Source organism: Pseudomonas sp. A2, assembly GCF_023100865.1.
GTDB lineage: Bacteria > Pseudomonadota > Gammaproteobacteria > Pseudomonadales > Pseudomonadaceae > Aquipseudomonas > Aquipseudomonas asiatica.
In genome coordinates, this window is the sequence record NZ_CP039127.1 from 5306093 (window position 1) to 5319457 (window position 13365).

General features: G+C 60.4%; 12 protein-coding genes and 2 tRNA genes. 1 reads left to right on the top strand and 13 read right to left on the bottom strand.

Annotated features, from left to right (window positions below):
* Window positions 1-20: 20 nt before the first annotated feature.
* From nusA to rlmE, 10 genes are all read right to left on the bottom strand, one after another.
* Complete coding sequence (gene nusA, locus E5221_RS24555; protein ID WP_003258062.1) at window positions 21-1502, bottom strand: transcription termination factor NusA; 1482 nt, start codon at window positions 1500-1502, stop codon at window positions 21-23.
* Between the two features lie 59 nt (window positions 1503-1561).
* Window positions 1562-2020, bottom strand: a complete 459-nt coding sequence (gene rimP, locus E5221_RS24560) for a ribosome maturation factor RimP (protein WP_003249960.1) — start codon at window positions 2018-2020, stop codon at window positions 1562-1564.
* Window positions 2021-2149: 129 nt separating this feature from the next.
* Window positions 2150-2226 (bottom strand) — tRNA-Met (locus E5221_RS24565).
* Between the two features lie 100 nt (window positions 2227-2326).
* A tRNA-Leu gene (locus E5221_RS24570) sits at window positions 2327-2412 on the bottom strand.
* Between the two features lie 21 nt (window positions 2413-2433).
* Window positions 2434-2832 carry a preprotein translocase subunit SecG gene (gene secG / locus E5221_RS24575; protein WP_015271857.1) on the bottom strand — a complete coding sequence of 133 codons (399 nt, stop codon included), beginning with the start codon at window positions 2830-2832 and terminating at the stop codon, window positions 2434-2436.
* A 4-nt stretch (window positions 2833-2836) separates the two neighbouring features.
* Window positions 2837-3592 carry a triose-phosphate isomerase gene (tpiA, locus tag E5221_RS24580; RefSeq protein ID WP_015271858.1) on the bottom strand — a complete coding sequence of 252 codons (756 nt, stop codon included), beginning with the start codon at window positions 3590-3592 and terminating at the stop codon, window positions 2837-2839.
* A 65-nt stretch (window positions 3593-3657) separates the two neighbouring features.
* Window positions 3658-4998 (bottom strand): phosphoglucosamine mutase, encoded by a 1341-nt coding sequence (glmM, locus tag E5221_RS24585; protein WP_061551381.1) that lies wholly within the window; start codon window positions 4996-4998, stop codon window positions 3658-3660.
* Window positions 4999-5014: 16 nt separating this feature from the next.
* Window positions 5015-5866, bottom strand: coding sequence for a dihydropteroate synthase (folP, locus tag E5221_RS24590; protein ID WP_247846576.1), 852 nt, complete (start codon window positions 5864-5866; stop codon window positions 5015-5017).
* 8 nt (window positions 5867-5874) lie between these two features.
* Window positions 5875-7779: an ATP-dependent zinc metalloprotease FtsH gene (gene ftsH, locus E5221_RS24595; protein WP_015271861.1), complete on the bottom strand. Its 1905-nt coding sequence runs from the start codon at window positions 7777-7779 to the stop codon at window positions 5875-5877.
* Window positions 7780-7982: 203 nt separating this feature from the next.
* A complete protein-coding gene (rlmE, locus tag E5221_RS24600) occupies window positions 7983-8609 on the bottom strand; it encodes a 23S rRNA (uridine(2552)-2'-O)-methyltransferase RlmE (RefSeq protein ID WP_024087766.1) in 627 nt (208 codons plus the stop codon).
* Between the two features lie 102 nt (window positions 8610-8711).
* Here rlmE and yhbY point away from each other — a divergent pair, with 102 nt between their 5' ends.
* Window positions 8712-9020: a ribosome assembly RNA-binding protein YhbY gene (yhbY, locus tag E5221_RS24605; RefSeq protein ID WP_003249945.1), complete on the top strand. Its 309-nt coding sequence runs from the start codon at window positions 8712-8714 to the stop codon at window positions 9018-9020.
* Between the two features lie 141 nt (window positions 9021-9161).
* Here yhbY and E5221_RS24610 read toward each other — a convergent pair whose 3' ends face one another.
* Genes E5221_RS24610 through carB form a run of 3 tightly spaced genes read right to left on the bottom strand, consistent with a single transcriptional unit; the run spans window position 9162 to window position 13280 of the window.
* Window positions 9162-9602 carry a hypothetical protein gene (locus E5221_RS24610; RefSeq protein WP_052261053.1) on the bottom strand — a complete coding sequence of 147 codons (441 nt, stop codon included), beginning with the start codon at window positions 9600-9602 and terminating at the stop codon, window positions 9162-9164.
* On the bottom strand, window positions 9580-10062 hold the full coding sequence (gene greA, locus E5221_RS24615) for a transcription elongation factor GreA (protein ID WP_003258067.1): 483 nt from the start codon (window positions 10060-10062) through the stop codon (window positions 9580-9582). Before greA ends, E5221_RS24610 begins: the two co-directional genes overlap by 23 nt.
* Window positions 10059-13280: a carbamoyl-phosphate synthase large subunit gene (carB, locus tag E5221_RS24620; protein WP_061551379.1), complete on the bottom strand. Its 3222-nt coding sequence runs from the start codon at window positions 13278-13280 to the stop codon at window positions 10059-10061. The genes greA and carB overlap by 4 nt, the downstream gene beginning before the upstream one ends.
* Between the last annotated feature and the right edge of the window lie 85 nt (window positions 13281-13365).

Genomic DNA, 13365 nt, shown 5'->3' on the forward strand with positions numbered 1-13365 from the left:
TCTCCTCAGGCCGCGCCTAATTACTCGAACCAGTGGGCTCGGGCGGCCATGATCAACTTGCCGGCACGCTCTTCGTCGATGCCGTCGATGTCGAGCAGATCGTCGATCGACTGCTCGGCCAGGTCTTCGCGGTTAACCACGCCGCGCACCGCCAGTTCCGCCGCCAGGTCCTTGTCCATACCCTCGAGGGAGAGCAGGTCGTCAGCCGGATGGGCGTCTGCCAGTTTTTCTTCGGTAGCGATGGCCTTGGTCAACAAACGGTCCTTGGCTCGAGCGCGGAGCTCGTTGACGATATCTTCGTCAAAGCCATCGATGTTGAGCATTTCTTCCAACGGTACGTAGGCAATTTCTTCGAGGCTGGTGAAGCCTTCGTCGACCAGCACTTGGGCCAGCTCCTCGTCAACTTCCAGTTCATCGATGAAATTGCGCAGGATGTCACCGGTTTCGGCCTGCTGCTTGGCCTGGATGTCCTTCTCGGTCATCACGTTCAGGGTCCAGCCGGTCAACTGACTGGCCAGGCGAACGTTCTGACCGCCACGACCAATGGCCTGGGCCAGGTTGTCCTCGGCAACGGCGATGTCCATGGCATGGGCATCTTCATCAACGATGATCGCCGCGACTTCAGCCGGCGACATGGCGTTGATGACGAACTGCGCCGGGTTATCGTCCCACAGGACGATATCCACACGCTCACCACCCAACTCCCCGGATACGGCCTGGACGCGCGAACCACGCATGCCGATACAGGCGCCTTGCGGGTCGATGCGCTTGTCCTTGGAGCGGACGGCGATCTTGGCTCGCGAACCCGGATCACGGGATGCAGCCATGACTTCGATGAGGCCCTCGGCAATTTCCGGCACTTCGATGCGGAAAAGCTCGATCAGCATCTGTGGCGCGGTGCGCGACAGGATCAGCTGTGGGCCACGGTTCTCGGTGCGAATTTCCTTGAGCAGCGCACGCAGGCGCACGCCAACACGGAAGGTCTCGCGCGGAATGATGTCTTCGCGGGCCAGCAGGGCCTCGGCGTTGTTGCCCAGGTCAACGATGACGTTGTCGCGGGTAACCTTTTTGACGGTACCGGAGATGATCTCGCCAACGCGCTCGCGGTAGGCATCGACCACCTGGGCACGCTCGGCCTCACGGACCTTCTGCACGATGACCTGCTTGGCGGTCTGGGCGGCAATACGACCGAATTCGATGGACTCGATCTTCTCTTCGATCACGTCACCAACCTTGGCTTCAGGGTGGGTTTCGTGAATCTTGCTCAACCAGGTCTCGATCGCCGGATCATCAAGATCGGCTTCGTCGACCACGGTCCAGCGACGGAAGGTCTCGTAGCTACCGGTGTGGCGGTTGATTTCCACACGCAGGTCGACTTCGTCTTCAAAACGTTTTTTGGTTGCAGTGGCCAGTGCCACTTCCAGCGCTTCGAAAATGACGCCGGGCGGTACACCTTTTTCGTTGGATACCGATTCAACAACCAGCAGTACTTCTTTGCTCATCGTACGCCTCGCCTTGCGCAAGCCATTGGGCCCGGATAGTCCGCCGGGCCCGGCACGTCTCAGTCAAAACTGGGAATAATATTGGCCTTGTCGATCGAGTCGATCGGCAACAGGAATTCTTGATTGTCCACCTGGACCACCACATCCTGCTCCTCCACACCGCGGAGAAGGCCCTGGAAGTTACGACGACCCTCGAAGGGTGAGCGCAGCTTGATCTTCACTTGTTCGCCGGCATGCGAGGCAAACTGTTCCAGAGTGAACAGTGGGCGATCCATGCCTGGAGAAGACACCTCGAGGGTGTATTCACTGCTGATCGGATCTTCCACATCGAGAATTGCGCTGGCCTGACGGCTGACCGCTTCGCAGTCGTCCACCAGGATGCCGCCTTCCTTGTCGATGTAGATGCGCAGTACCGAATGCTTACCCTGGGAAACGTATTCGATCCCCCAGCATTGATAGCCCAGACCCTCGACAACCGGGGCCAACAAGGCCTGCAACTGTTCTAGCTTGCTCGACACCTGAACCCCCTCGTGCATGCTGTGCAAATAAAAAATGGGCGAAGCGCCCATCCCTGAAAGCGCCGTTGGACAACGACGCCGAAACTGTTCGGTTAGCAAAAAGCCCCTGAAAAGGGGCTCCGCTGAAGCTGGTTGCGGGGGCTGGATTTGAACCAACGACCTTCGGGTTATGAGCCCGACGAGCTACCAAGCTGCTCCACCCCGCGACAAAGCTGGGGCAAAAGTATAAGACCGAACCCTCTTGAGGGTCAAATCCGAACCTTCACCTGCAAGAAAGCCCGCTAAAGCGGGCTCTCAAGCTTTAATTGGTACCGAGAAGGGGACTCGAACCCCTACACCCTATGGGCACAACCACCTCAAGGTTGCGTGTCTACCAATTCCACCACCTCGGCAATACTACTACTTGAAACCCGTTACTTCTGCTCTTGTGCCGGAGGAGGTACATCACCCGTGTTAGGAGTGGTTTCGCTCTTCTGCTGCTGGAGCACCGGTACATCATCATTAACTGCCGGTTTCTGCGGCTCTTTCACTTCTAGCACTGCTGGATCTGGAAGACCTGCTTGGCTAAGCTGGTGAGCTTGTTGCTTCGCGAAGTATCCTAACCCAAGTGCTGTCAAAAAGAAAGTGGCAGCGAGTATAGCAGTTAATTTACTCAGAAACGTTGCAGAACCCTGGCTCCCGAACACGGTATTTGAAGCACCCGCGCCGAAAGATGCACCTGCTTCCGCACCTTTACCCTGTTGCAACAGAACCAGCACTACAAGCGACAGCGCTGCCAACAGATGAAAAACAACGATGACTGTTTCCAGCATTTGTTCAGTTTCCTGCGGCGCGACAAATTGCACCGAATTCGTCTGCGTTCAGGGAAGCTCCACCAATGAGCCCCCCATCGATATCCGGCATGCCGAACAGTTCGGCCGCATTGGCCGCCTTCACGCTGCCGCCGTAGAGCAACTGCACCTTCGCAGCCACTTCAGCATCTTTTGCCGCCAACTGGCTACGGATGGCTGCGTGCACATCCTGGGCCTGCTGTGGCGTGGCCGTAAGGCCGGTACCGATGGCCCATACAGGCTCATAGGCAATTACTGCATTGGCAAAAGCCTTAACACCGAATGCCTCGATGATACTGCTTAGTTGACGCCCGACAACTTCGAGCGTTTTGCCAGCCTCGCGCTCTTCAAGGGTTTCCCCGATACAAAGCACTGGCTTCAAACCTTTGGCCTGGGCCGCTGCAAACTTGCGATTGAGCACTTCGTCGGTTTCACCAATGACCTGGCGACGCTCCGAATGACCAATCAACACCAACTTGCAGCCTGCTTCAACCAGCTGTTCCGGAGCAACTTCTCCGGTCAGCGCACCCTGTTCGGGTTGTACTGCAGAATTCTGTGCGCCGACAGTAATTTCCTTACCTGCCAGGCCATCGATCACTTGATTGATGAACAAGGCCGGTGGAAACACAACGACTTCCACTCCGCTCGGCAAGGCCAGATTTCTCAAGCCTTCGGTCAGCTCAGCGACGCTAGCGCGGGTACCGTGCATCTTCCAGTTACCAGCTACCATAGGGCGACGCATGCTTTACCTCGTCGGTCAAAGTGGGCGCAGATAGTACCCAACCCTATCTGCGCTGGCAAGCGCCTTCAGACACAAACTTCGCCGACCAGTTTGGCCAACGCTTCTGCGTGCGCACGCACCTGGCTTTCGTCCTCGCCCTCGACCATCACCCGCACCAACGGCTCGGTACCGGATTTTCGCAGCAGCACGCGGCCGCGACCTGCCAAGGCCTCGGTCACCTTGGCACTGGCCTCCTTGACCGCCGGGTGCTCCAGCGGGTCGACCTTGCTGGCGCCATAGCGCACGTTGATAAGCACCTGCGGGCACTTGCGCAGGGCCTGACGAGCCTGCGCCAGGGTTTCGCCACGACGCTTGAGTGCCATCAATACCTGCAGCGCTGCGATGATCGCATCACCGGTGGTGGTGTGGTTGCAGCACACGACGTGCCCGGAGTTTTCGCCACCGACCAGCCACTCACGCTCCAGCAGCTCTGCCATGACGTAACGGTCACCGACCTTCGCCCGCACGAACGGAATATCCAGTTCCTTCAGCGCAAGCTCCAGGCCCAGGTTGCTCATCAGCGTGCCCACCACCCCGCCCTGCAGCTTGCCACGCTCCTGCAGGTCGCGGGCGATGATGAACAGCAGTTCGTCACCATCAACGATGGCACCGGTGTGGTCGACCATCAGCACGCGGTCGCCATCACCGTCGAAGGCGATGCCCAGGTCGGCATGACCGACCAGCACGGCAGCCTGCAGCGATTCGATGTGAGTCGAGCCACAGCCTTCGTTGATGTTCAGGCCGTCTGGCTGGGCATGCAGCACGGTCACTTCGGCACCCAGCTCGCGGAAAACGCTTGGCGCGACCTTGTAGGTGGCACCGTGGGCGCAATCGACAACCAGCTTGAGGCCGTCGAAGCTGGTGCTGGTCGGCACACTGCTCTTGCAGAACTCGATGTAGCGGCCGGCTGCATCGTTGATGCGCGACACCTTGCCCAGCTTGCCCGACTCGACAACGGTCATCGGCTGGTCGAGCAATTCCTCGATCATCAACTCGACTTCGTCCGGCAGCTTGGTCCCTTGGCCCGAGAAGAACTTGATGCCATTGTCATCGTGCGGGTTGTGCGAGGCGCTGATGACGATGCCGGCTTCGGCGTGGAAGGTACGCGTCAGGTAGGCGATGGCCGGCGTAGGCATCGGCCCGAGCAGCATCACATCGGCACCTGCCGCGGACAGGCCGGCTTCGAGTGCGGACTCGAACATGTAGCCGGAGATACGCGTGTCCTTGCCAACCAGCACTCGGCAGTGGCCTTGCTTGCGGAAGGCCATGCCGGCCGCCCAGCCAAGCTTCAGCATGAAGTCAGGCGTGATCGGGTATTCGCCGACGCGGCCACGAATGCCGTCGGTACCAAAGTATTTTCTGCTCATAGGGACTCCAATGTTCTTATTCGGCGTTTTGCACCGCAGCGATCATGCGCACCACATCAACGGTTTCGGCCACGTCATGGACACGAAGGATGCTCGCCCCCTTGGTCATGGCCAACGCCGCCAGCGCAAGGCTGCCATACAACCGCTCGCCGACCGGACGTTCCAGCGTCAGGCCGATCATGCTCTTGCGCGAAACACCCACCAGCAGCGGGCGCCCAAGGCGATAGAGCGCTTCCATGTGCTTGAACAGGCTCAGATTGTGCGCCAGTGTCTTGGCGAAACCGAAGCCCGGATCAAGGATGATTCTGTTTGCGTCGATGCCCGCCGCGACGCAGGCGACCATTCGCTGTTCAAGGTAGCGCGTAACGTCGGCGGTCACATCTTCGTAATGCGGGTCGTCCTGCATGTTACCCGGCTCGCCACGCATGTGCATGAGGCATACCGGCAGGCCGGTATCCGCAGCAGCATCCAGGGCGCCATCGCGCTCCAGGGCTCGCACGTCGTTGATCAGCCCAGCACCGAGGCGCGCCGATTCACGCATCACCGCTGGGGTGGAGGTATCGACCGAGATGACCACATCGAGGCGGCTGTTGATCGCCTCGACCATGGGGGCTACCCGCTCCAGCTCCTCGGTTACCGATACCGCGCGCGCGCCCGGCCGCGTGGACTCGCCGCCGATGTCGATCAGCGTGGCGCCTGCGGCAACCATAGCTTCGGCATGACGCAACGCCTCGTCGCGCTGGTTGAAGCGCCCGCCATCGGAGAAGGAATCAGGGGTGATATTGAGAATACCCATGACATGGGTACGCGACAAATCAAGAACCCGGTTGCCGCAAGGCAACCGGGTCGGGTACTGCACTGAGCTCATAGATGCCCTTAGTGTTGAGCCGCTGGACCGCCGATCGGCGATTCCGGGCGATCACCTTGGGCAGCTGGTTTGCCCGAAGCCGAGTCATCATCCCAGTCGCGCGGTTCGCGGGGGGTACGGCCAGCCATGATATCGTCAATCTGCTCGGCGTCGATGGTCTCGTACTTCATCAGCGCTTCGGCCATGGCATCGAGCTTGTCACGGTTGTCGGTGAGCAGCTGCTTGGCCGTGGCGTAGCACTGGTCGATGATGCTGCGCACTTCCGAGTCGATCAGCTTGGCGGTTTCGCCGGAAACGCTGGCGTGCTGGCTCGCAGCACTGCGCCCCAGGAACACCTCGCCTTCTTCCTCGGCGTACATCAGCGGCCCGAGTTTTTCGGAAAGGCCCCACTTGGTCACCATGTTGCGGGCGATCTGGCTGGCACGCATGATGTCGTTGGACGCACCGGTAGTGACGCCGTCGAAGCCCAAGGTCATTTCCTCGGCGATACGGCCGCCGTACAGCGAGCAGATCTGGCTGATCAGTGCGCGCTTGGACAGGCTGTAGCGGTCTTCTTCCGGCAGGAACATGGTCACGCCCAGGGCACGGCCACGCGGAATGATCGAAACCTTGTAGACCGGATCGTGCTCAGGCACCAGGCGACCGACAATGGCGTGGCCAGCCTCGTGGTAGGCGGTGTTCTGCTTTTCTTTCTCGGACATGACCATGGTCTTGCGCTCGGCGCCCATCATGATCTTGTCCTTGGCCAGTTCGAACTCTTTCATTTCGACCAGGCGCTTGTTGGCGCGCGCGGCAAACAGCGAGGCCTCGTTGACCAGGTTGGCCAGGTCCGCACCGGAGAAGCCAGGGGTACCACGGGCAATGACCGCCGGGTTGACGTTCTCGCCGACCGGCACCTTGCGCATGTGCACCTTGAGGATCTGTTCACGACCACGAATGTCCGGCAGGCCCACCACCACCTGACGGTCGAAGCGGCCGGGGCGCAGCAGCGCCGGGTCGAGCACGTCCGGACGGTTGGTAGCGGCGATGACGATGATGCCATCGTTCATCTCGAAGCCGTCCATCTCCACCAGCAACTGGTTGAGGGTTTGCTCACGTTCGTCGTGACCGCCACCCATGCCAGCGCCACGGTGGCGACCAACGGCGTCGATCTCGTCGATGAAGATGATGCAGGGGGCGTGCTTCTTGGCCTGTTCGAACATGTCGCGCACACGGCTGGCACCGACACCGACGAACATTTCCACGAAGTCCGAACCGGAAATGGTGAAGAAAGGCACCTTCGCCTCGCCGGCGATGGCCTTGGCTAGCAAGGTCTTACCGGTACCGGGCGGGCCGACCATCAGCACGCCACGCGGGATACGGCCGCCCAGGCGCTGGAACTTGCCCGGGTCGCGCAGGAACTCGACCAGCTCGCCGACTTCTTCCTTGGCTTCGTCGCAACCTGCAACGTCGGCCAGGGTGGTCTTGACCTGGTCTTCGGACAGCAGGCGCGCCTTGCTCTTGCCGAAGCTCATCGGCCCGCCCTTGCCCCCCGCTCCGCCCTGCATCTGGCGCATGAAGAACATGAACACGGCGATGATCACCAGGATCGGGAAGCTCGCTACCAGCAGTTGTGTCCAGATGCTCTGCTGCTCAGGCTGCTTGCCTTCGATGATGACGTGATTGTCGACCAGGTCGCCAATCAGGCCGTTGTCGGTAATGGCCGGACGCACGGTCTTGAAATTGTCGCCATCAGCGCGCTTGCCGGTGATGATGTAGCCGTCGACGGTCACACGCTCGACCTTGCCATCCTTGACCTGCTGGATGAAGTCGGAATAGTTGAGGGTCTGCGGCTCGTTAGGGCTGGAGAAGTTGTTCATCACTGTCACCAGGACAGCTGCGATGATCAACCACAGGATCAGATTCTTTGCCATGTCGTTCAATTCGCTACCCTCTGAGGTCGGCGCACGACGCAGCCGTTCCTCGCATGATATTCATCGCCCTAACTTACTACATTACCTACGCAGCCGCAGGCACCGTCTGTAACCCTTTGTGAAAGCTAGACTACACGAAGTTCGGACGATCCTGACGCGGCGGCCGATTGGAAATAACTATCGGCCACCACGCTTCACGCCTTTCATGCCCCTTTGAAACCCCTGGCCAGCAGGTACTGCTCGCGGGAACGGTCACGCGACGACGACGGCTTGCGCATCTGTACCTTGTCGAACTTGCTGCGCACGTCCTTGAGGTACACGTCAAAACCTTCGCCCTGGAAAATCTTGATCAGGAAATCGCCGCCGGGCTTTAGCACGCGGGTTGCCAGATCGAGGGCCAGCTCGCAGAGGAACATGGCACGCGGCATGTCCACCGCAGGCGTACCACTCATATTGGGGGCCATGTCTGAAATCACAAGGTCTACGTGCGAATCGCCGACGGCCTCGAGAATGCGCTGCAGCACTTCATCCTGGGTGAAATCGCCCTGGATGAAGGTCACATCGGGGATCGAGTCCATCTCCAGGATGTCGGACGCGATCAGGCGGCCCTGGCCACCAATCAGACGACTGGTCACCTGCGACCAGCCACCAGGAGCAGCGCCGAGATCGATCACGCTCATACCCGGGCGGATCAGCCGGTCCTTTTCCTGGATCTCCAGCAGTTTGTAGCTCGCACGCGAGCGGTAGCCGTCCTTTTGTGCCTGTTTCACAAAAGGATCGTTGAAATGCTCTCGCAGCCAGTTTGCGCTGCTTTTGGAACGTTGTACCACGGGGCACCTCGATGATATGCGTCGTGATTGACTGGGCGGAGCCGGTGGCCCTCGGGTAAAATGCCGGTCAATTTTACAGAATCAGACGGAAAGGGTCAGATTATGCCGCTCAATAACGAGCAGAAGAAGCAATACAAGTCCATTGGTCATGACCTGAAGCCGGTCCTGATCGTCGCTGGCAACGGTTTGAATGAAGGCGTCATCGCCGAACTGGAGCGCGCCTTGGTCGACCATGAGCTGATCAAGGTCGAAATTCGCTCGGAAGACCGCGAAGAGCGCGCCGAGACCATTGCCGAACTGTGCAAGGCCGGTCGTGCCGAACTGGTGCAGACCATCGGCAAGAAAGCGCTGATCTACCGCAAGAACCCACAGCCGAACAAGCAACTGTCCAATATCCACCGTTACAAGTAACGGCAAAGGGGCTGCTGCGCAGCCCATCGCCGGCAAGCCAGCTCCCACAGGTACGGCGCATGGCCTGAATTCGATGCGGTCGGTGTGGGCGCCGGCTTGCCGGCGATGGGCCGCTAAGCGGCTCCAGCGATCTCGAGCCGCTTAGCGGCGCACTTTGACCGGAACCGGCTGGGCCACCAGCACGATGCCGGAAAAGCCCAGCACCAGGAAACAGAGCAGCTGCCAACGCTCGCCAACGGAAATACCGTAGCGCAAGGTGTAATACCCCACGCAGGCACCGAAGCCGAGCAGCAGCATCTGGCCGCGGAACTGCCGCCACCAGGCCGACAGGCCGTCCACCCTTGCCAGCACCGCCAGCTGGGTCAACAAGCCAAGCAGCGCCACGCCGATCAACCAGCGGTCGATCTGCCCGGCGACATCCTGCACCAGCAGCGGCGCCAGGCCACTGACCTTGAGCGCGGGCACCAACCCCACGTGAAACACCCACAAGCCGCCGACCCAGAAAACCTGGGCCAGTTGCCAGAGGATCCCCTCGAGGGATGGCGCCCGCAGGCGCCGGTCAGATGTGCTTGACTTCGACAATCTCGTACTCGACCGTACCGTTCGGCGTCTTGACGACAACGGTATCCCCTTCTTCCTTGCCAATGATGGCGCGGGCGATCGGCGCACTGTTCGACAGTTTGCCCTTCTTCACGTCGGCCTCATCCTCGCCAACGATCTGGTAGGTCACCTGGTCACCGGTTTCGGTGTTTTCCAGGTCCACGGTGGTGCCGAAGATGACCTTGCCGGTGTGGGCAATGGTAGTCACATCGATCACCACCGAGTTCTGCAGACGACCTTCGATATCGCGGATACGCGCCTCGACCATGCCCTGCTCTTCACGAGCAGCGTGGTATTCGGCATTTTCCTTCAGGTCACCCAGTTCGCGCGCTTCACCAATGGCCTGGCTCAGGCGCGGGCGCTCGGTCTTGCTCAGGAAGAGCAGCTCCTCTTCCAGGGCGCGAGCGCCCTGGACGGTCATCGGGTATTTGGTAATGCTCATGCTTTCAGTCCTGCATGCAGATCCTGCAGGCGGCGAACGGTCTTTTCCGGACCAAATTTCAGCGCCTCGCAGATGGCTTCACCGGCCGCAATGGTGGTGGTGCAGTAAATTTTGTGCTGCAGCGCATTGCGACGAATCGAGTAGGAATCGGCGATCGACTGACGGCCTTCGGTGGTGTTGATGATCAGCGACACTTCGTCGTTCTTGATCATGTCGACCACGTGCGGGCGACCTTCGGTCACCTTGTTCACACGGCGCACTTTCAGGCCAGCCGCTTCGATAACCTTGGCAGTACCGGCAGTTGCAACCACTTCGAAGCCCAGGGCGATCAGGTCGCGGGCAACGCCAGCCACTTGCGGCTTGTCGTCGTCGCGCACGCTGATGAATGCGGTACCGCCGGTCGGCAGTACTTCGCTGGCACCCATCTGGGCCTTGGCGAAGGCTTCACCGAAGCTGTCACCGACACCCATGACTTCACCGGTCGATTTCATCTCAGGGCCGAGGATCGGGTCAACCCCCGGGAACTTGGCGAACGGGAAGACGGCTTCCTTGACGCTGTAGAAGTTCGGGATGATTTCCTGGGTGAAGCCCAGCTCTTTCAGGGTTTTGCCGGCCATGACGCGGGCCGCGATCATCGCCAGGGAGGTGCCGATGCACTTGGAGACGAACGGCACGGTACGCGAAGCGCGCGGGTTGACTTCGATCACGTAGATCTTGTCGCCCTGCAGGGCCAGCTGCACGTTCATCAGGCCGACCACGCCCAGCTCCAGGGCCATTTTCTTGACCTGTACGCGGACTTCGTCCTGCACTTCCTTGCTCAGCGAGTACGGTGGCAGGGAGCATGCCGAGTCGCCGGAGTGAACGCCGGCCTGCTCGATGTGCTGCATGATGGCGCCGATCACCACATCGGTGCCGTCGCACACCGCATCCACGTCCATCTCGATGGCGCAGTTGAGGAAGTGGTCGAGCAGTACCGGGCTGTCGTTGGACACCTGCACAGCTTCGCGCAGGTAGCGCTTGAGCTCGTCCAGCTCGTAGACGATTTCCATGGCACGGCCGCCCAGTACGTAGGACGGGCGCACTACCAGCGGATAGCCGATGCCACCAGCAGCGCTGATGGCTTCTTCTTCGCTGCGCACGGTGGCGTTTGGCGGCTGCAGCAGGTTCAGGCGCTGAACCATCTGCTGGAAGCGCTCGCGGTCTTCAGCGCGGTCGATGGCATCCGGGCTGGTACCGATGATCGGTACGCCAGCTTCTTCCAGGGCGCGGGCCAGTTTCAGCGGGGTCTGGCCACCGTAGTGGACGATCACGCCTTTCGGCTTCTCGACGCGGCACACTTCCAGCACGTCTTCCAGGGTCAGCGGCTCGAAGTACAGGCGGTCGGAAGTGTCGTAGTCGGTGGAGACGGTTTCCGGGTTGCAGTTGACCATGATGGTCTCGTAACCGTCTTCACGCAGCGCCAGTGCGGCGTGTACGCAGCAGTAGTCGAACTCGATACCCTGGCCGATACGGTTAGGGCCGCCACCCAGGATCATGATCTTGTCGCGGGTCGACGGGTTGGCCTCGCACTCTTCCTCATAGGTGGAGTACAGGTAGGCGGTGTCGGTAGCGAATTCGGCAGCGCAGGTGTCGACGCGCTTGTACACCGGGAACACTTCCAGCTTGTGGCGGTGACGGCGCAGGTTCTTGTCGGTAATACCCAACAGCTTGGCCAAGCGCTGGTCAGAGAAGCCCTTGCGCTTGAGGCGCAGCATGTAGTCCTTGTCGATCGACGACAGGGCCAGGGTCTTGACCTTCTCTTCTTCCTTGATCAGGTCTTCCATCTGCACCAGGAACCACATGTCGATGCCGGTCAGGTCGAAGATCTGCTCGCAGGTCATGCCGGCACGCATGGCGTCGGCCACGTACCAGATACGCTCGGCGCCCGGTACGGTCAGCTCGCGCTTGAGGATGCTGCTGGCTTCAGGGTTGGCCAGGTCGATTTTCGGGTCGAGGCCGCAGGCGCCGACTTCCAGGCCGCGCAGGGCTTTCTGCAGAGACTCCTGGAAGGTACGACCGATGGCCATGACTTCACCCACGGACTTCATCTGGGTGGTCAGGCGGGCGTCGGCTTTCGGGAATTTCTCGAAGGCGAAACGCGGCAGCTTGGTGACGACGTAGTCGATCGACGGCTCGAAGGACGCCGGGGTGCGGCCGCCGGTGATGTCGTTCTGCAGTTCGTCGAGGGTGTAGCCGACAGCCAGCTTGGCAGCGATCTTGGCGATCGGGAAGCCGGTGGCCTTGGAGGCCAGCGCCGAGGAACGTGAAACGCGCGGGTTCATCTCGATCACGACCATGCGGCCTGTGTTCGGGCAGATACCGAACTGAACGTTGGAACCGCCGGTTTCAACACCGATTTCACGCAGCACCGCCAGGGAGGCGTTGCGCATGATCTGGTATTCCTTGTCGGTCAGGGTCTGTGCCGGGGCGACAGTGATCGAGTCACCGGTGTGCACGCCCATCGGGTCGAAGTTCTCGATCGAGCAGACGATGATGCAGTTGTCCTTCTTGTCGCGGACAACCTCCATCTCGTATTCCTTCCAGCCGATCAGCGATTCGTCGATCAGCAGTTCCTTGGTCGGCGACAGGTCCAGGCCACGGGCGCAGATTTCTTCGAATTCTTCACGGTTGTAGGCGATACCGCCACCGGTGCCGCCCATGGTGAACGACGGACGGATGATGCACGGGAAGCCCAGGCGCTCGAGGACGGCGTTGGCTTCTTCCATGCTGTGGGCGATACCGGAGCGCGGGCACTCCAGGCCGATGTCTTTCATGGCCTTGTCGAAGCGCGAGCGGTCTTCGGCCTTGTCGATGGTGTCGGCATTGGCACCGATCATTTCCACGCCGAACTTTTCCAGAACGCCGTGGCGCTCCAGGTCCAGGGCGCAGTTCAGTGCAGTCTGGCCACCCATGGTCGGCAGCAGTGCGTCCGGGCGCTCTTTCTCGATGATCTTGGCCACCGACTGCCACTTGATCGGCTCGATGTAGGTGGCGTCGGCCATGGCCGGGTCGGTCATGATGGTGGCTGGGTTGGAGTTCACCAGGATGACGCGGAAACCTTCCTCGCGCAGGGCTTTACAGGCCTGGGCGCCGGAGTAGTCGAATTCGCAGGCCTGGCCGATCACGATCGGGCCAGCGCCGAGAATCAGGATGCTTTTGATGTCTGTACGTTTTGGCATGGTTGTCACTCAAATCCGGAGTCAGTCGGCAAGCCGCTTTGAACAATCTGGGTCAGGCGCTTCCGGGCGCGGCGCAAGCCGGCCC

Excerpts from the sequence above, each read along its gene's own strand:
- nusA (WP_003258062.1), bottom strand. The coding sequence starts at position 1,502 with ATGAGCAAAGAAGTACTGCTGGTTGTTGAATCGGTATCCAACGAAAAA.
- secG (WP_015271857.1), bottom strand. The coding sequence starts at position 2,832 with ATGCTGGAAACAGTCATCGTTGTTTTTCATCTGTTGGCAGCGCTGTCG.
- tpiA (WP_015271858.1), bottom strand. The coding sequence starts at position 3,592 with ATGCGTCGCCCTATGGTAGCTGGTAACTGGAAGATGCACGGTACCCGC.
- glmM (WP_061551381.1), bottom strand. The coding sequence starts at position 4,998 with ATGAGCAGAAAATACTTTGGTACCGACGGCATTCGTGGCCGCGTCGGC.
- folP (WP_247846576.1), bottom strand. The coding sequence starts at position 5,866 with ATGAGCTCAGTGCAGTACCCGACCCGGTTGCCTTGCGGCAACCGGGTT.
- ftsH (WP_015271861.1), bottom strand. The coding sequence starts at position 7,779 with ATGGCAAAGAATCTGATCCTGTGGTTGATCATCGCAGCTGTCCTGGTG.
- yhbY (WP_003249945.1), top strand. The coding sequence starts at position 8,712 with ATGCCGCTCAATAACGAGCAGAAGAAGCAATACAAGTCCATTGGTCAT.
- greA (WP_003258067.1), bottom strand. The coding sequence starts at position 10,062 with ATGAGCATTACCAAATACCCGATGACCGTCCAGGGCGCTCGCGCCCTG.
- carB (WP_061551379.1), bottom strand. The coding sequence starts at position 13,280 with ATGCCAAAACGTACAGACATCAAAAGCATCCTGATTCTCGGCGCTGGC.